Consider the following 16819-nt stretch of genomic DNA (forward strand, 5'->3'; position numbering starts at 1 on the left):
GTTCCATGAATCTTGATCTGACAATCGTTTGGGCATTCATCATTGCTTTCTCGGTCTTCGTGTACGTGGTGATGGACGGGTTCGACCTGGGAATCGGCATTCTTTTTCCCTGCTTTCGGGTTGGCGTCGATCGCGACACGGCGATGAACAGTATTGCGCCTGTGTGGGACGGAAATGAAACCTGGCTCGTGCTGGGCGGGGGCGGCCTGCTTGCCGCCTTCCCCCTGGCTTACGGAGTGATCCTCTCGGGCTTGTATGCCCCCATCATTGCCATGCTGCTGGCGTTGGTTTTCCGGGGCGTGGCATTCGAAGCGCGATGGCGAGATCCCGCGCACCGTCCGGCATGGGATCTTGCATTCACAGGAGGATCATTCGTTGCGGCGTTTTCGCAGGGAGTCATCCTGGGCGCGCTGCTGCAGGGGATGAAACTCAGCGAACGCGCATACGGCGGCGGCTGGTGGGACTGGCTTACGCCCTTTTCGATACTGACGGGGATAAGCGTTGTCGTGGCCTATGCCTTGCTCGGCTCGACGTGGCTTATCTTCAAGACGGAAGGGAGCCTGAAGCAGCGCGCCACTCGTCTTGCCTGGAAAACAGGCGCCGGCACCCTGGCAGCCGTCGTGCTCGTGAGTGTCGCAACGCCATTCCTGCAAGGTGCGTATTTCGATCGCTGGTTCGCCTATCCGAACGTTCTGCTGGTCGCACAGGTGCCCTTGCTGGTCGCGCTTGCCAGCTATGCCTTCTATCGCAGTATGAAGTCCGGCCGGGAACTGGCGCCTTTCCTGCTGGCCCTGTTTGTTTTCTTTCTTTGCTTCCTTGGGCTTGGAATCAGCATATTTCCTTATATCGTACCTGGCGCCCTGACGATCTGGGATGCAGCGACCGATCCGAGCAGCCAAGCTTTCATGCTGGTCGGCACGGTCATCATCATGCCGATGATCCTTGCGTACACGGCGTGGGCATATTGGGTTTTCCGCGGAAAAGTCGACAGCCAGGGATACCACTGATGAAATGGCCGAGGAGCGGGCGAAAGGATCAGGAAGGAAGGCCGGCGCCACTTGTCGTCCGTTTGCTCTGGATGGTGGGGATATGGGCCGTCAGCGTCGGCGTACTCGCGGTACTCGCCTTGCTAATTCGTTTTGTGCTGAAGAGCGCATAGTGCGCACGAGCTTGTCGGACTTCTGCCAAGCCTCTTCGGGTGCGCCATTCGTCAGCTGAGCAGGGTATGCTGAGCCGGTCGATCGTAATCATTGGAAATCCACAGCGCATGGAAAAATCCCCAGCCCCGCCCGCAGGGCAGGCTGTTTTGTCAGCGCCGCACTCCGTGCGGCGTCCATTGCTGGCAAGACTGCCAAAGCAGTGGTTTCTGTTCTTGCTTTCCTGTACGGTGCTGTTGCCCGCGTGGGGTCACACCCGACTGCTGGGCAGTGTTCCAGAGCAGGGAGCGCTTGTCCATTCACCGCCAGCAGCGGTCGTACTCGTGTTCTCCGCTCCGCCCGAAGCCCGCTTTAACCGGATCGAGCTGCGCCGCGGGGGGCGGTGGCAAGCCCTGGTGACCCAACAGGATGGCGCGCGCCTGCGTGCCGCGTTACCTGCGCTCGATCCCGGACCCTACAGGGTAAGATGGCGGGTACTGTCTCGCGACGGGCACTCCCAAGATGGGAAACTGGACTTTACAGTTCGCTGAGGCGCTCGGGGCCCATCCCCACGTGCTGGACGGGGCGCTGGGGCGGGCGCTGGCATACTTCGGCCTCGCCCTGTGTTTTGGCATCCGGGTGTGGCCGGACCTGGTCCGCGGTGTCGACCTGAAATCATTGGTGGGCTTGCGCATATCGGCAGCCGCTTGCGGGCTCGTGGGGATGCTAATCGCGCTCAACGCGACCGCAGTCGAGCTGGCCGCGCCGTTCGGACCACAGGGGCAGGACCTGGGGATTGCAACGCTGGCCGAGCTCCACACAGTGCTCCTCGGCACCACCTTCGGCAACGCGTGGCTGGCTTACGCCGCATGCCTCGTGCTGGGGACGGTCTTCGGGAATTACCGCCCGCTCGCATGGGCAACGGTTCTCGGGATGGGCCTTGCGCTCGCGCTCGCAGGCCACGCTGGCGAATATGGCTGGTCGGGGCCCGCGCTCTGGATCGACCTGCTGCACCTGGCGTTTGCGCTGATGTGGCTTGGTGCACTCGCGCTGCTGGTGGCGGGCCGGCTGGGGAAGACATGGGCGCCGGAGCGGGACGCCCTGTTGCGCTTTTCCCGTATCGCCCTGCCCATGTTCGGCGCCATCCTGTTGACCGGGCTGGTGCGCTTGTACGTGCAATACGAGGAGCAGGGCGCCTATCTCGGCGGCGCCTACCTCCTGATGCTGGGCTTGAAGCTCGGCGCCGTGCTCGGTGTTGTCGTGACGGCGGCCGGGCTGCGGCGGCAGCTGCGCGACAGTGGCGACCGGTCGTGGGAGCGGCGCTACAACGATGGACTCAGTTCCGAGGTATTCTTTGCGGCACTGGTCGTGTTTGCGACATCGCTGCTTACTCAGCTCCCACCGACTTAGCCGAGTCCTGGTCGATGCGGACGCTTTCGCCATGGTGCGCCTCGAGGGTGCGGCCGATCAGTTCCGCTTCCCTTTGCGGTTGCAGGTGGACCAGCATCAGCATCGCGTCCGCGCGTTCGAGCGCTCGCCTCATCTGGGGCTTCACGTCTGTCTTGCGCAGGTGCCCATACAGCCCGCCGAGCGCGGCGCCGACGATGACGCCGATATCCGGCCCCAGGAACTGCACGATGGCCATCCACCCCGAGGTGTTCAGGCCGGGGAACAGGATGAGTCCCAGCGTGAACGCGGCGGACAGCAGCAGGCCGGCCAGCGCGCCGCGCCCGGCCCAGGAAAACCATCCGTCGCGGTAGGGCTGGGCCTGGCCGGAGAAAAATTGTTTTGCTGCGTCTTCCGAGACCGCCACGTCCATCAGGTCGCGCGGAACTCCGAGGCGGAGGCAGGCCCACATGGCATCGTGCGCTTGCCGCTCGTCGCAGAAGAATGCCGATACGGTGAACGATGCCTGTTCTTCGGCAGCACGGCTGGGCGATGCTGGTTTCATTGCGGCGCTCCTGTAGTCGGGTGCGGTCGGGAGCCTGCGGGCGGTGCGGCGGCGAGCGTCTGCCGGCGCACCCCAGCGACGAATGCCGCGTCGACCGGGGGCGCCTTGTTCTTGCCGAGTTCGTTGCGGATGAAGTTGATCACTGCGGCAATTTCTCTATCGCTCAGTTTGTCCGCCCACCCGGGCATGACGCCATCGTAATCCTGGCCTTCCACCGTCAGGGGACCGCGCAGGCCGTGCAATACCATCCAGGTAGGAACGGTGGGGTCGCCCAGCACGTAGGAAGAATCTGCCAGGGGAGGGAAGGCTCCGGGAATCCCGGAGCCGGACGCCTGGTGGCAGTTCGCGCATCGTTCAGCGTAGATCGCCGCGCCAGATATTGTCTGCTGTGCTAAGCGGGGATCCTTGCGCATCGTATCGAACGCTTCGGTAAAGCCGAGATGCGGCGCGGGACCCAGGCTGCCGTAGTGCCGGCTGAAATACACGCCGCCGGTGATCAAGGCAAACACGAGCAATGCATAGAACCAGCGCGGACCGGGATCGACACCCTCGTCCGGGTCGTCTGACTCGCGCATGACAGCCTCGTGGATGTCCAGCGTGGACGCTTCCCCTTCGATCGCCGGCGCCTCCCGCGGCTTGTCCTCATTGTTCATCATCATCCTCCCGACTACCGGATGCGTCGTGGGCTGGCGCCGGATAATCGTGCTTCAGTGCGAGCAGATAGGCGACCAGCGCCTTGGCGTCGGGGGTGGCGACGATGACGCCCGAGGCCGGCGCGAACCGGGGCGGCAGGGCCAGCACCTGATCGCCCGGCGCTGCCGACTCCTTGTGTTGGAACAGGAAAGGATGGGAGGGCATGATCGACCAGGGCACCACGGCGCGCGGCTGGTACAGGTGAAGCAGCTGCCACTGCGGATCAGGCAGGCGGATTCCGACATTGAACAGGTCGGGACCGGTCCGCATCGTTCCCATCAAATGGGGGCTGTCGTACACATAGTCTGCCGGCACCGAGGAGCGGGTGCCCCAGCCGCGCGCGACATCGACCGTGAAGTGGCGGTCGCGCAACTGCTGGCTATGGCAGTACACGCAGCCGTTCGCAATGTAAACTTCGCGCCCGCGCAGCTCCTGGGAAGTATAGGGCCGCAGCCCGGCGGGGTGCGGCACCTCGGCCATCAGGGTGGTCGGCAGGATGATCAGGATGATCAGGGCAAAGATCACGGCCGCCAGTGCGCCGAGCAGTAGTACCGAAATACGGGTCATCTGGCGCGTCCCCCGTTAGTCTTGTGGAAGGCCCGGCATGGGGCGACATCGCTTGGCTGAGTCACGTTCACTTTTTCACCAGCACCGGACGAATGAAGAAAAAGGCCGGCTGATCGATCTCGGCGCCGCGTTTTCTGCGCACGAGCATGAACGCGTGGACCGCAAAGACCAGGTGACCGGCTGTGAGGATGACGGCGGCCACGCTGCGCGCCGCCAGCCAGGGCCTGGCCGCCAGCACCGATGCCTTGAACGGTATCGACGGGTCGAGCAAGGCCAGGCCCTGCAGCACGCCACCGGCGCCGAGCGCGACCACATACAGCACCATTCCGCCGACGACCAACAGCAGGTGAGCGCGAATCAGCATGGCACTCGGCCATTCGCGCCCGGTCAAGCGGGGCAGGATGTAGTACATGCCGCCGAACAGGCTCATGGTGACGAACATGTACACGCCGAGGTGCGAGTGGGCGATGGTCCAGTGCGTGAAGTGCGTCACCCGGTTGACGCTGACCAGCGCCGTCATGATGCCCTGCAGGGACACTGCGGTGTACGACATGGCGGCCAGCACGAGGAAGGTCAGGGTCGGGGAGTAGCGCATGGCGCCGAAGCGGCCGACGATCGTCATGTGCTGGTTGATCCCGACGGCGACGACCGGGATCACCATCAGGATGCTGGCGACGATCGAGGTGGCGATCATCCAGGAAGGCATCGGGCCGCCGATGAGGTGATGCATGCCGTTGAGCGAATAGAACAGCGCCAGCCCCCAGAAGCCCACCAGCGACAGCCAGTAGGAATAGATCGGGCGCCCGATGATTTTCGGCAGCAGGTAATAGATCAGGCCGAGGTTGACCGTCGTGAGCCACAGGCCGAGTGCGTTGTGGGCATAGAACCAGTTGATCGCGGCCGAATCGATCCCGGTGTAATGCGGCAGGTTCCCGGCGACGAAGATGATGAGGAACCAGGGATAGGAAGCGGCCACATACCAGACGGACACGTACAGGTGCTTGACCTGGCGCGCAGCCAGCGTGCGCCAGATCGACGCCCCGACCAGCAGGGCGCCGGCGATGAGGAAAGGGTCGGCGGTGGTGCGGTCGAATTCGAGCCACTCCAGGCCGTCGCTGCGGCCGGAAAGCAGGCCGATCAGCCCGATCAGGACACCCAGCGTCCAGACCAGGATGCCCGCGCCGGCCAGGCGCGGCCAGTGCAGGACGGTGCAGGACAGGCGCGGAATGATCCAGAGCGACACCGAAAACATGGCAGTCGAGGCCCACCCATAGATCATCACGTTCAGGTGGGCCGGGCGCACCCGCCCGAAAGTCATGGCGGCCGGTTGGGAAAGCCAGTCGGGGAAATCGAATTTGAAGCTTGCAATATCGCCCAGCAAGGAGCCGGCAAGCAGCCAGAACAGGGCCAGCGCGAATCCCAGAAGCACGGGCGCGCGGCTGGACGCATCGAAGCGGGCGGCATTGCGCACGGACATGCGCATCTCGCTATGGGGCTGGCTGCTGTCGCGCCGGGTTGCCGCGTCTACCGGGTGGGGCCCACCCGGCTCGGAAGAGGCCGCGCTCATAGCCATTGCTTCCAGGCCGGCTGGGATTCCTGATCGGGCAGTCCGTATGCTGCCACGCGCTCGCACGCCTGTGTTGGCGTTTCCCACGGGCGCAACTGGTTCAGCTCTCCGTCTTCGAAGATGACGTAGGCGGTCGCTTCGGGCGCATCGAAATATCCGTTCACGCTAGCCCAGAGCAGCAGGAACACGGCGGGTAGACCGATGATGAGGCCGAGGACGACGACGGCGGGCGAGTTCGCAAACATAAGTTCCTTGGTCTAGTAATGTTCAACCAGCGTTTGCAGGCTCCACTGCCATGGAGCCATGCTGCCATGCTGCCAAGGGCCGTGTGGCCAATATAAGGCTGCGACCATGGTTGCCGCCCGCGAATCAGGCCACGCCATGGAACACGAGGGCCACATCCGACTGGCGCAAGCGATATCGTGCCAGCGCTTACCATGATAAAAATATCATCATCAGTATCCCTAGTCGCGCACGATTGCGTCAGTGACCGATTCGATTGCTTGCCATCGCTACTCGAATCAGCGCTCAAGCGCAGCGATGCGTATCCGTGCGCGGGACAACGATGGTTTTCCTGTACGATTATTTCACCTGCCGAACCGGCAGACAGCCCGAGCCACCTACGATCCGGGGCTTGCTTGAATTATCGGCAATCTGGAGGCAACACAGTCTAGCCACAGTCGACTGATTCGACCGCTTGCGAACACACCGTCACTGACTGTGTACGGCACCCTGGAGTCAAGCAGCGCTTCGAGAAGTCGTATTCGAAGAAAAGCCAAGCCTATGCCGAAGATAACGAATCGTACGGTTTTCATGGCGTTAATGGCATCCATTGCGTTCGAAGCGCTGCAACCTGCTTACGCGCAATCGGACAGCGCAACGGGAGCGGTGATCGCGGCACGTGGCGGATCCAAAGGTGCGCTTGCCTGCGTGGCCTGTCACGGCAGTGCCGGTGAGGGCAATCCAGCGGCGGGCTTTCCCCGGCTGGCCGGCCTGAATCCGCGCTACATCGAAGAGCAGCTGAGTAATTTCGCGCGCGACTATCGACCGAATGGCGTCATGAGCCCGATCGCGGCAAGGCTGACTCCATCCGAGAAGACGGCGCTGGCGCTGTTCTATGGCTCACTGCCCTGGGCGCCCGTGGCTGGCGCCCCCGGGGCCGGGCAGGGCATGGCGCGCGATGCCGGCGGCTCTCTGATCATGCGCGGGCGCTGGGAGCAGAACATACCCGCATGCATACAGTGCCATGGGCCCGCAGCGCAGGGGGTTGGCGCCGTGTTCCCGCCCTTGAGAGGCCAGTCCGCGGCCTACATCGCGGCACAGTTGCGAGCATTCAAGACCGGCAAGCGCCCTGGCGGACCCGGCAATCTCATGGGGGCGGTAGCAAAGCGCTTGTCGGATGCGGACGTGATCGCCATTGCCAATCACTTCGGTCTTGCCGGCCAGGCGCAGGGAACGGACCCCGGAAGGAGCATGAAATGAAGATGCGTAAGCTTGGATTGCAGCTGGCAATCCTGTGCGTGGCCGCAAGCGCGGTGGGGCAAACCGCAAAACAAGTGGCCGGCAGCAAGGACGGGCCTCCCGAACCGGCGGCGCCGGCCGAATCGATGGCGCCGAAGAAGCCGGTCCCGTTCTCGCCGCCGCCCGCCGACAGCATTCCGAATGACGAATTCGGCAAGGTCGTCAGGCAAGGTCAGCAGATTTTTGTGAATACGCAGCAGAACGCCCGCCAGTTTGTCGGCAACAGTCTGAATTGTGTGAACTGCCACCTCGACGCCGGGCGCAAGGCTGACTCGAGTCCCTTGTGGGGCGCCTATATCTCGTATCCGGCCTACCGAAGCAAGAATGGCCACGTCAACACACTGGCCGAGCGGATACAGGGATGCTTCCGCTACAGCATGAACGGCAAGGCTCCCCCACTCGGCGACCCAACCTTGATCGCACTGGAAACCTATGCCTACTGGCTCGCAACCGGGGCGCCGGTGCGCATGAACGTCAAGGGACGGGGTTATCCGAAACTACCTAAGCCGGCGATGCCGCCTGACATCGCGCGCGGTGCCAAGGTCTATGGACAGAACTGCGCAGTGTGCCACGGTCCCAATGGCGAAGGCCAGGTCAGTGGCGGCAAGACGGTCTTTCCCCCACTCTGGGGGCCAAAGTCCTTCAACTGGGGTGCCGGCATGCACGACATCAAGAACGCCGCCGGCTTCATCAAGGCCAACATGCCGCTCGGACAGGGCGGGAAGCTCAGCGACCAGGAGGCTTGGGATGTCGCGATCTTCATGAACAGCCACGAGCGGCCCCAGGATCCGCGCTTCAAGGGATCGGTCGCCGAAACGCGCAAGAAATACCATGATGAACCTACTTCACTGTACGGGATTGAAGTGAATGGTTACGTTCTTGGGAGCAAGTCTGTGGCCCCAGGGAAACCCGCTCCGTAAGAACGGCTGTGGCTACCCGCTCGCTCGTCGAGGACTGCATCGAGCAGGAGACCTGCCTCTTGTTTCGGCGTCAGTTCCAATCAAAACACATCAGTCAAGCGGTTTTGTGCCGGCGGCTTTCTGATCAACGACGCCAGGGATATCTTTCGTCGGTCTCGGGAATTTACCCTTTAGATCATCCACGCCTGATTGCGGCCTGGCGAGCGCGCGGAGGTCGGCACGCTGCTCACGCTTCTTGGCCGTATCGACGTTCAGTTGCTTGTCGCGCGCCTCGCCCAGGCCAGGCATGATTTCTCCATCGCGGTTGAACGACCAAGCAAGCATGGCTTCACCCAGCGGCATTTTGTCGCCTGGCATGCCCTGATTTCCCGTATGCCAGACATGCCAAGTCTTGCCGTAGCTGTTCATTTTCTTCTTCATCAGGGCATGTTCGGCGGCTTCTGGCAGGCCTGGCGCAATCAGCTGGCCGGACAGGATTTCTCCGTTATGCGGATGCCAGTATTTCCGTTCCTCCTGCGGCAGGGTATTGAACAGCTTTTCCGAGATAATATATTCGACACCGTTCATGTTGGCGGTTCTCGTATTGCCATCGAAGAGGACACACTGCGCGAAGTCCTCGTTCACTTGACTGCAGTAGTGGTGGGCCTCCATCTGCATTTCTGGCTTGTCCTTCATTGGATGGAATCCATCCAGATACACATCGAATCCTTTGAGAGGTGCATTACTCTGCAAGATCTTCGCGCCAGCCTCGAGCATCTTGGTATCGCCGTATTTTGCCTCGCCCGCCGGAGTGGTCTTCGGTGCTGAGCCGGTCTGCGACGTCATGCATCCGCTCCCAAGTCCAGCGAGACAAACTACCGCAGCCACATATGCGTTCAATTTCATTTCGAGCTCCTCACGTATAAATATTTCTGTAAATGATTTTCCTTCGGATAGCAGCGTAGCGGTCAACCAAATTGGCGCCGAACAATTGATGATGTACGTTGAATAGGGAATCTGCTGCGAAGCCAGCGCTCGCTTAAGGATTGGTATTACGCTAACACGCTTTATATGCTGGGTGGCGCACGTAAGCGCTGCCGCGCTCGTGCTGTGTTCAGGATGCCGAAGCTGGTTGCGACGTCAGTTAGCTTGCTCGCGGTGGTCGTCTGATGTGGCACGGGCTAGCCAGGAATTGCATGTTCCTGACCGCTGCGAGCCAATCGTGCAGCACCAGCACAGGCGCTGACGCACGACCTACCCGACACCCGCGTCAGTTGTCAGTAGAGGTAGGGCAGCAGTTTCCTGACCGTTGCCTGGTAGGCCGGATAGTCGGGATAACGCTCCAGCAACCACTTTTCCTCGCGTGTGGCTTTGAGGTCGAAGAATACGCCCAGCAGCAAGGTTAAGCCGAGCCGCAGAGGACTCGATGTGAACAGGGAGATCCCAAGCGCGGCCAGCAGCAGGCCGAAGTAGATCGGGTGCCGCACCAGGCGGTAGGCCCCGCTTGTGACGAGTCGGGCGGTAGGCAAGGGCCGTGGGAAAGGAGTGAGCGATTTTCCAAGTGAGACGGCACTACTGCCAAGAATGGCGATTCCGCCCAGCACAGCGGCCGCTCCCAGGATGCGGAACAGCGCCGGGGCAGGCCAGGCCGGCCCAACCCGGGGCATCAACAGGAACAGTACCAGCAGCAAGGCCTGGATCAGCACCCAGGCTTCGCCGCGACTGCCGAAACCGTCTCGATTCACGTCATCTCCGGTTTTCCGCGGGAGGCGAGCGTGGGCCGAGCCGTACCGCTCGCCACCCAAGGCTCAGGCTTGTGACGTCTGCGGCCGAGCCAGCCATTCGCGTCCTTTAAGCATGCACTCCCAGTAGAGTGGCGGAAGGATGTCCTTTTTCAGGTGCCAGGCCAGGCGCGACGGTCTGGTGCCGTCGATCAGCCAGGGCGGGAAGCTCGGCGCAAGCTTGCCGCCATAGCTGAACTCGGCCAGGACGATCTTGCCGCGTTCCACGGTCAGCGGGCAGGAACCGTAACCGTCGTAGCTCGCCGTCCCCAGGGCCTTGCCCAGCTGGGCGAGGAGGTTGTGCGCCACTACCGGTGCCTGCTTGCGTGTAGCAGCGGCGGTCTTGGCGTTGGTGGTATTGCACGCGTCCCCAAGTCCAAATATGTTGTCGTAGCGACGGTGGCGCAAGCTGGCAGGATCGACGTCGACCCATCCGGCAGCGTCGGCCAAGGGGCTGCTGCGAAGGAAATCGGGAGCGACCTGGGGCGGCACCACATGGATCAGGTCGAAGTCCCTGACGACCGTCTGCTTGACCCCGTCGGCCCCTGTCTGGGTGAAAGTAGCGCGCTTGCTTTCGCCGTCGATCGCGGTCAGGTTCTCGCCGAAGTTGAGCCTGATTCCGTAGGCCTGCACGTATTCCATGAGTGCCGGCACATAGTCCGCGACACCGAACAGCACTGCGCCGGCGGAGCAGAAGTCGATATCGATTTCGTCAAGCACACCTGCACGTTTCCAGTGGTCCGCCGACAGATACATCGCTTTCTGGGGCGCTCCGGCGCACTTGATCGGCATGGCGGGTTGGGTGAACAGGACGCGGCCGCGCCGCAACTGCTGCACTAGTTTCCAGGTATATGGCGCCAGGTCGAAGCGGTAGTTCGACGTGACGCCATTGCGGCCAAGCGCATCGGTCAGGCCCTCGATGCCTTGCCAGTCGAGCTTCAAGCCGGGGCACACCACGAGGCTGCGGTAACCCACCTCGCTGCCGTCGGCAAGCACCACTGCGTTGCGTTCCGGTGCGAACTCGGCGGCCGCAACCTTGATCCAGCGAACCCCGCGCGGCATGACCGAAGCCATGTCATGCGCGGTATCGCCGGCCTTGAAAATTCCGGCCCCGACCATGGTCCAGCCGGGCTGGTAAAAGTGGGTGGTGGCAGGTTCGACGATTGCGATGTCGATGCCGGGAAGGCGCGCCTGCAGACTGGCCGCGACTGCAATCCCGGCCGCGCCGCCGCCGACGATGAGCACCTCATGTGATCCGGACATATCTGCCTCCATTTATTTTTTTTCCAGGCGCGGTGCGAGTGCGCCGAGATCGTAGCCGGCCTGCGAGGCTGCCTCCAACAGCCTGGAGGGGGATTCCTCGCCCGCACGGGATAGCGCCCACATCGACGTCGAGCGCCGCCCGGTGCGGCAATAGCCGAGTACCGGCTTTGGCAATTCGGCCATCAGTAGCTTGAACGCAACCGCATGGGTGTCGGTGACATTGTCCGGTGCCGCAGGAAGATACCTTGCTTCCATGCCGAACCGTGCAGCTTCCTGTTCGATCTGGCTGAACGCAGGCTGGTCCGGTCCTTCGCCATCTGGCCGGTTGCAGATTATTGAACGAAAACCGTCTTGTGCCAAGGCGGGAATGTCCTCAAGTTGAACCTGTTGCGAGACCGCGAGGTCCGGGCTGAGCTGCTTGAATTTCATAGGATCTCCTGGATGGTATATTTTGCCGTCTGACGAACTGTGCTTACGAGCTGACGGCCGCCAGAAGGAGCGCCGCTGCCCGGCCATGCGGATCAAGGAACGTTATAAATTTTCTTTTTAGCAATTTCTCGCCTGCAGCAATTCAGGTGCCAACCATAAGCATACGCCTGACTCCCGATCCGGGACGCACACGTAATGTCCCCGATCGCCGGCACAAGTGACAATATACTTGAAAATATTTCGAAACGCGATATACTATAAAAATGTATTTTGAATGGTGAATAGGATGCTGACAAAGGTTGAAGAAGGAGGGCTGTGTCCTGCTGACGGCATCGATATCGAATCGATGCGGCGTGCCGCGGAGCAGGCTTGTGGCCTGTTGAAGGCGCTGGGCAATCCCGACCGCCTGCTTCTGCTTTGCCAGATGACCCAGGGAGAGTTCTGTGTCAGCGAGCTGGAAGCCTTGACCGGCATTCGCCAGCCCACACTCTCGCAACAGTTAGGCGTTCTGCGAGACGAACAGCTGGTTCGCACCCGCCGCGAGGGCAAGCAGATCTATTACAGCATAGCGAGCAGGGAAGCGATGGCGGTGATGGAAGTTTTGTACGAGCTGTACTGTAAAACGATGAAGGAGAGTAAATCATGACCATCAACTGGAGCGAGTTCACGCCGTGGGCGTCGCTGTTTGGCGGCTTGCTGATCGGTCTGTCGGCTGCGCTATTTGTACTGTTCAACGGCCGGATTGCCGGCATTAGCGGCGTGCTTGGTGGTTTACTAGCTCCGCTGCGCGGCGACATTGCCTGGCGTGTGGCGTTTCTAGGGGGGCTGCTCGGTGCGCCTTTGGTGTACGGGATGTTTGCCACCCTGCCTGAGGCCCGCATCGAAGCCGGCACCGGGACCCTGATTGTCGCCGGGTTGCTGGTCGGACTGGGAACGCGCTATGGGGCCGGCTGCACCAGCGGCCACGGCGTATGCGGACTGTCGAGGCGTTCGCCGCGTTCCCTGGTCGCCACGGCAAGCTTCATGCTGGCCGGCTTCGTCACCGTGTATGTCGTACGCCACCTGATGGCTTAAGGAGGGAATTCTCATGCAGATCGTAATGGCATTGATCGTCGGGCTTGTCTTCGGTATCGGCTTGCTCGTGTCAGGTATGGCCGACCCTGCGAAAGTCCTGAATTTTCTCGACCTTGCTGGTGACTGGGATCCTTCTCTGGCATTCGTCATGGGTGGCGCGATCGTAGTTGGCTTGATCGCATTCCACTTTGCCGCCGGGCGCAAAAAGTCGCTGCTCGGCGAGGCGATGCGCTTGCCGACCGCCACGCAGATCGACCGGCGGCTGGTGTTCGGCGGCCTGACCTTTGGGGTAGGCTGGGGCCTGGCGGGCTATTGCCCGGGACCGGCGCTAGTCTCGCTGGTCGGCGGCGGCGAGAAGCCGCTCATCTTTACCGGCGCACTGCTGGCCGGGATGGCGATCTTCGAGCTGCTGCAGCGCCTGCCAGCTGCCCCGGGCAAGCAACGTGCGTAACCGCAGCGCCACGGTGAGGGCCACGTCATGCTGATCAGTCTGGGACTTGGTCTGGTGGTCGGCGTGGTGCTCGCGCTCACTGGTGCCGGCGGCGGCATTCTGGCTGTGCCGCTACTCGTCTTTGGCATGCAGATGGGGGTTGCCCAGGCCGGTCCGATCGGCCTGCTGGCAGTAGGCATGGCGGCTGCGCTAGGGGCCGTCCTGGGCCTGAAGTCCGGCATCGTGCGCTACCGGGCCGCGATTCTGATATCGGCGACCGGCATGCTGTTGTCGCCGGTCGGTTTGTGGCTTGCGCACCGTATCGATAATCGCTGGTTGAGCGTACTGTTCGCACTCGTCCTCTTGTTCGTGGCTTTCAAAACCTTTAGACGCGCCACCGGCAAAACGTCTGTCCAGCGAAACACTGCCGACCTCGAGCAGCCATGCATGCGTGACAGCGGCACAGGCCGCTTTGTCTGGACTGCGCGTTGCGCGCGTTCGCTTGCCCTGTCCGGCACGGTCGCGGGCTTGCTGTCCGGCCTGCTCGGTGTTGGCGGCGGCTTCGTAATGGTGCCTGCGCTGCAGCGGTATACCAACCTGGATATGCAATCGACCGTGGCGACTTCACTTGCGGTGATCGCCCTGGTGTCGGTGACCGGCGTTGCATCAAGTGCGTTTGCCGGCTCGATGACTTGGGCGGTGGCCCTACCGTTTGCCGCGGGGGCACTGGCCGGCATGCTGGGCGGCCGCATTGTATCGGACCGGCTCGCCGGTCCGCAGTTGCAGATCGGTTTTGCCGCTGTGTCGGCACTCGTCGCGGTGGGCATGATCGCCAAGGTACTGTACCGATAATCTTAGCCGCCCATGCGGCGCTTATCCTATTCAAGGAGAACTGCCATGAATCTCAGACCGATTCAGTTGTTTGACGCCGAGTCTTCGACCTTTACCTATATTCTCACGACCCAGGCTGGTGCCGAGGCAGTGCTGATCGACCCCGTCGACGAGCACTGGGAGCGCGACCTGGCGCACCTGCGGCGCCTCGGCCTGAAGCTGGCTTACGTCCTTGAGACGCATGCCCATGCGGATCACGTCACGTCGGCCGGCAAACTGCGCGAGCTGACCGGCGCGAAGGCTGCGGTCCCGAGCGGCTGCGGTATTCCTCCTGCCGACGTCCAGTTGAATGACGGCGATGTGCTCCGCTTCGGCAGCGAAGAAATCCTAGTCTTGCACACACCCGGCCATACCGGCGGGAGCATGAGCTATGTGTGGCGCAATAACGTGTTCACCGGCGACACGCTTTTGATCAACGGTTGCGGTCGTACGGATTTCCAGAGCGGCAGTGCCGACGCCTTGTTCGACAGCGTGACGAAAAAGCTCTTTTCGCTTCCAGACGACATGTTGATGTGGCCGGGGCACGACTACAAGGGGCAGGTGGTATCGACGATCGGTTGGGAGAAGCAGAACAACGCGCGCCTGGCCAACCGCAGCCGTGAGGAGTTCGTCCAGTTGATGGGCGAGTTGAACCTGCCAAAACCGAAACGGATCGACGTCGCCGTGCCGGCGAACCAAAACCTCGGTTTGCCGCATAGCGTCTGACGCATGAACAAGGATTGTGATGACAGAAGATACAGCTGCAAAGGTGGCAAGCCTGTGGGACCAGCGATACGGCACACCCGAATTTCTCTTCGGGACGGCGCCCAACGACTACCTGGCCAGTCAGGGGCACCTGCTCCGGCCGGGGATGCGGGCGCTGGCGGTCGCGGACGGCGAGGGCCGGAATAGTGTCTGGCTCGCACGCCAGGGCCTGAGCGTAGACGCGTTCGATCTCTCGCCGGTGGCCGTCGGGAAGGCCAGGCAGCTCGCCAGCGATGCACAGGTGGCAGTTGACTTTCACATTGCCGATTGCGATGCCTGGAGCTGGGAGCCGGCATCTTACGATGTGGTCGCGGCGATCTTCGTTCAGTTTGCCGACCCACGCATGCGGGCCCGACTGTTCGCAAACATCATCGCCACGTTGAAGCCGGGCGGCATCCTGATTTTGCAGGGATATACGCCCATGCAACTCGACTACAAGACGGGCGGTCCTGGAGTGTTGGAGAACCTTTATACCGAGGAAATACTACGCGCGGAACTCGGCTCACTGGACATCGTCGAGCTCCTGAATTACGAGGCAAACCTGGCCGAGGGAACGCAACATGCGGGGCGTTCGGCACTCATCGGCCTGGTCGGCAGAAAAGCCCTGTAGTCGCGACGTGGGGCAGCCTGCCGGCCTGCGCCAACAACGCACTTTTATAAGAACGATTGATGGAGACAAGCATGGAAGCATCCCAACCGAATCCGGGCGCCGTCTACAAGGAGGCGCCCGGCTATTTTCGGCGTCTAACGGGCGTTGACTGGATGTTCGGCGCCGGCCTGTTGGCCGCCGCGCTGTTTGCGCTGAACCGTTATGCCGCTTTCATGGATGGCTACGAGCGCGCGATCCTGTTGCTGACCGCGCCGACGCTGGCCGCGCTCGGCTGGCACTGGAAGCCGGTGCGCTGGCTGTTCCCGCTGTCTGCGCTCCTGTCCTTATGGGCCGTGTCGCTTTACGACGGTTCACTGGCAGCGGCGGAACAGAATTTCTTCCTGAAATACATGCTGTCGAGCCAGTCGGCCATCCTCTGGATGAGCGTGCTGTTCGTGTTCTCGACCGTGTTCTACTGGATCGGGATGCTGGCGCGCTCGCATGCCAGCAGTGCGCTGGGCTCGCGTTTGTGCTGGGCCGCCGTGGTGCTGGGTTTCACCGGCATGGCGGTGCGCTGGTTCGAGTCCTACCTGATGGGAGCGGATATCGGACACATTCCGGTGTCGAACCTGTACGAAGTTTTCATCCTGTTCGCGCTGATCACCGCGCTGTTCCACCTGTATTACGAAGAGCGCTACGCCACGCTCCAGCTGGGCGCCTTCGTCCTGCTGATCATCGCCGCCGCGGTCGTCTTCCTCCTCTGGTATACGGTGTCACGCGATGCCGCCCAGATACAGCCGCTGGTGCCGGCCCTGCAGAGCTGGTGGATGAAGATCCACGTGCCGGCCAACTTCATCGGCTACGGCACCTTCGCGCTGGCCGCAATGGTCGGATGCGCTTACCTGCTGAAATCGCACGGCATCCTGGCCGACCGCCTGCCTTCGCTGGAGGTGCTGGACGACGTGATGCATAAATCGATCTCGGTCGGCTTCGCCTTCTTCACCGTCGCCACCATCCTGGGCGCGCTCTGGGCAGCGGAGGCCTGGGGTGGCTACTGGTCCTGGGACCCGAAGGAGACCTGGGCGCTGATCGTCTGGCTCAACTACGCGGCCTGGCTGCACCTGCGCCTGATGAACGGACTACGCGGCCGCGTGGCTGCATGGTGGTCGGTGGTTGGCCTGCTGGTGACTACCTTCGCATTCATTGGCGTAAACATGTTCCTGTCGGGGCTGCACTCGTATGGGGAGCTGTGAACCATCCGGGTTTTGTAGAAGCTCGATCGCT

Annotated in this window: 19 protein-coding genes and 1 pseudogene; 12 read left to right on the forward strand and 8 right to left on the reverse strand. The window is 62.1% G+C overall.

The window, feature by feature from the left end; all coding sequences use genetic code 11:
* Positions 1-5: 5 nt before the first annotated feature.
* From cydB to YWC_RS0124330, 3 genes are all read left to right on the forward strand, one after another.
* On the forward strand, positions 6-1007 hold the full coding sequence (gene cydB / locus YWC_RS0124325; RefSeq protein ID WP_027867715.1) for a cytochrome d ubiquinol oxidase subunit II: 1002 nt from the start codon (positions 6-8) through the stop codon (positions 1005-1007).
* 260 nt (positions 1008-1267) lie between these two features.
* The gene (locus tag YWC_RS34235) at positions 1268-1687 is read left to right on the forward strand and encodes a copper resistance CopC family protein (RefSeq protein WP_169728153.1); all 420 of its coding nucleotides are present in this window, start codon (positions 1268-1270) and stop codon (positions 1685-1687) included.
* Positions 1659-2546 (forward strand): CopD family protein, encoded by an 888-nt coding sequence (locus YWC_RS0124330; protein WP_027867716.1) that lies wholly within the window; start codon positions 1659-1661, stop codon positions 2544-2546. Before YWC_RS34235 ends, YWC_RS0124330 begins: the two co-directional genes overlap by 29 nt.
* On the opposite strand, the gene YWC_RS0124335 is transcribed toward YWC_RS0124330, so the two are convergent.
* The 5 genes from YWC_RS0124335 to YWC_RS0124355 all read right to left on the reverse strand — a co-directional run bounded on the left by YWC_RS0124335 (position 2524) and on the right by YWC_RS0124355 (position 6159).
* Positions 2524-3087 (reverse strand): hypothetical protein, encoded by a 564-nt coding sequence (locus tag YWC_RS0124335; protein ID WP_027867717.1) that lies wholly within the window; start codon positions 3085-3087, stop codon positions 2524-2526. The genes YWC_RS0124330 and YWC_RS0124335 overlap by 23 nt on opposite strands.
* Positions 3084-3740 (reverse strand): c-type cytochrome, encoded by a 657-nt coding sequence (locus YWC_RS30695; RefSeq protein ID WP_169728154.1) that lies wholly within the window; start codon positions 3738-3740, stop codon positions 3084-3086. Before YWC_RS30695 ends, YWC_RS0124335 begins: the two co-directional genes overlap by 4 nt.
* Positions 3730-4347, reverse strand: coding sequence for a cbb3-type cytochrome c oxidase subunit II (locus YWC_RS0124345; protein ID WP_027867718.1), 618 nt, complete (start codon positions 4345-4347; stop codon positions 3730-3732). Before YWC_RS0124345 ends, YWC_RS30695 begins: the two co-directional genes overlap by 11 nt.
* A 67-nt stretch (positions 4348-4414) precedes the next feature.
* Positions 4415-5914, reverse strand: coding sequence for a cbb3-type cytochrome c oxidase subunit I (locus YWC_RS30700; protein WP_036215868.1), 1500 nt, complete (start codon positions 5912-5914; stop codon positions 4415-4417).
* Positions 5911-6159: a hypothetical protein gene (locus YWC_RS0124355; RefSeq protein WP_027867719.1), complete on the reverse strand. Its 249-nt coding sequence runs from the start codon at positions 6157-6159 to the stop codon at positions 5911-5913. Before YWC_RS0124355 ends, YWC_RS30700 begins: the two co-directional genes overlap by 4 nt.
* A 538-nt stretch (positions 6160-6697) precedes the next feature.
* Between YWC_RS0124355 and YWC_RS0124360 the strand changes: the two genes are divergently transcribed.
* Entirely contained in the window at positions 6698-7396 is a 699-nt protein-coding gene (locus YWC_RS0124360) for a c-type cytochrome (RefSeq protein WP_036215871.1), read from the forward strand.
* A 2-nt stretch (positions 7397-7398) separates the two neighbouring features.
* Positions 7399-8355 (forward strand): c-type cytochrome, encoded by a 957-nt coding sequence (locus tag YWC_RS0124365; protein WP_027867721.1) that lies wholly within the window; start codon positions 7399-7401, stop codon positions 8353-8355.
* A gap of 90 nt (positions 8356-8445) precedes the next feature.
* Here the strand turns inward: YWC_RS0124365 and YWC_RS0124370 are convergent, their stop codons facing one another.
* The 3 genes and pseudogenes from YWC_RS0124370 to YWC_RS30705 form a co-directional block, all read right to left on the reverse strand.
* The gene (locus YWC_RS0124370; protein WP_156923877.1) at positions 8446-9180 is read right to left on the reverse strand and encodes an OBAP family protein; all 735 of its coding nucleotides are present in this window, start codon (positions 9178-9180) and stop codon (positions 8446-8448) included.
* A 431-nt stretch (positions 9181-9611) separates the two neighbouring features.
* Positions 9612-10079 (reverse strand): methyltransferase family protein, encoded by a 468-nt coding sequence (locus YWC_RS0124375; RefSeq protein WP_027867723.1) that lies wholly within the window; start codon positions 10077-10079, stop codon positions 9612-9614.
* 63 nt (positions 10080-10142) lie between these two features.
* Positions 10143-11807 (reverse strand): annotated as a pseudogene (locus tag YWC_RS30705) (bifunctional protein tyrosine phosphatase family protein/NAD(P)/FAD-dependent oxidoreductase).
* A 286-nt stretch (positions 11808-12093) separates the two neighbouring features.
* Between YWC_RS30705 and YWC_RS0124385 the strand changes: the two are divergent.
* The 7 genes from YWC_RS0124385 (at position 12094) to ccsB (ending at position 16788) form a co-directional block, all read left to right on the forward strand.
* Positions 12094-12453 carry an ArsR/SmtB family transcription factor gene (locus tag YWC_RS0124385; RefSeq protein WP_051306730.1) on the forward strand — a complete coding sequence of 120 codons (360 nt, stop codon included), beginning with the start codon at positions 12094-12096 and terminating at the stop codon, positions 12451-12453.
* Positions 12450-12881 (forward strand): YeeE/YedE family protein, encoded by a 432-nt coding sequence (locus YWC_RS0124390; protein WP_027867725.1) that lies wholly within the window; start codon positions 12450-12452, stop codon positions 12879-12881. Before YWC_RS0124385 ends, YWC_RS0124390 begins: the two co-directional genes overlap by 4 nt.
* Before the next feature lie 13 nt (positions 12882-12894).
* The gene (locus YWC_RS0124395) at positions 12895-13332 is read left to right on the forward strand and encodes a YeeE/YedE family protein (RefSeq protein WP_027867726.1); all 438 of its coding nucleotides are present in this window, start codon (positions 12895-12897) and stop codon (positions 13330-13332) included.
* Between the two features lie 27 nt (positions 13333-13359).
* Positions 13360-14163: a sulfite exporter TauE/SafE family protein gene (locus YWC_RS0124400; RefSeq protein ID WP_027867727.1), complete on the forward strand. Its 804-nt coding sequence runs from the start codon at positions 13360-13362 to the stop codon at positions 14161-14163.
* A 45-nt stretch (positions 14164-14208) separates the two neighbouring features.
* Entirely contained in the window at positions 14209-14907 is a 699-nt protein-coding gene (locus tag YWC_RS0124405; RefSeq protein WP_027867728.1) for an MBL fold metallo-hydrolase, read from the forward strand.
* 19 nt (positions 14908-14926) lie between these two features.
* On the forward strand, positions 14927-15556 hold the full coding sequence (locus YWC_RS0124410; protein ID WP_084416574.1) for a class I SAM-dependent methyltransferase: 630 nt from the start codon (positions 14927-14929) through the stop codon (positions 15554-15556).
* Between the two features lie 71 nt (positions 15557-15627).
* A complete protein-coding gene (ccsB, locus tag YWC_RS0124415; RefSeq protein WP_027867730.1) occupies positions 15628-16788 on the forward strand; it encodes a c-type cytochrome biogenesis protein CcsB in 1161 nt (386 codons plus the stop codon).
* The last annotated feature ends 31 nt before the right edge of the window (positions 16789-16819 follow it).

Source organism: Massilia alkalitolerans DSM 17462, assembly GCF_000427785.1.
Lineage (GTDB): Bacteria > Pseudomonadota > Gammaproteobacteria > Burkholderiales > Burkholderiaceae_D > Telluria > Telluria alkalitolerans.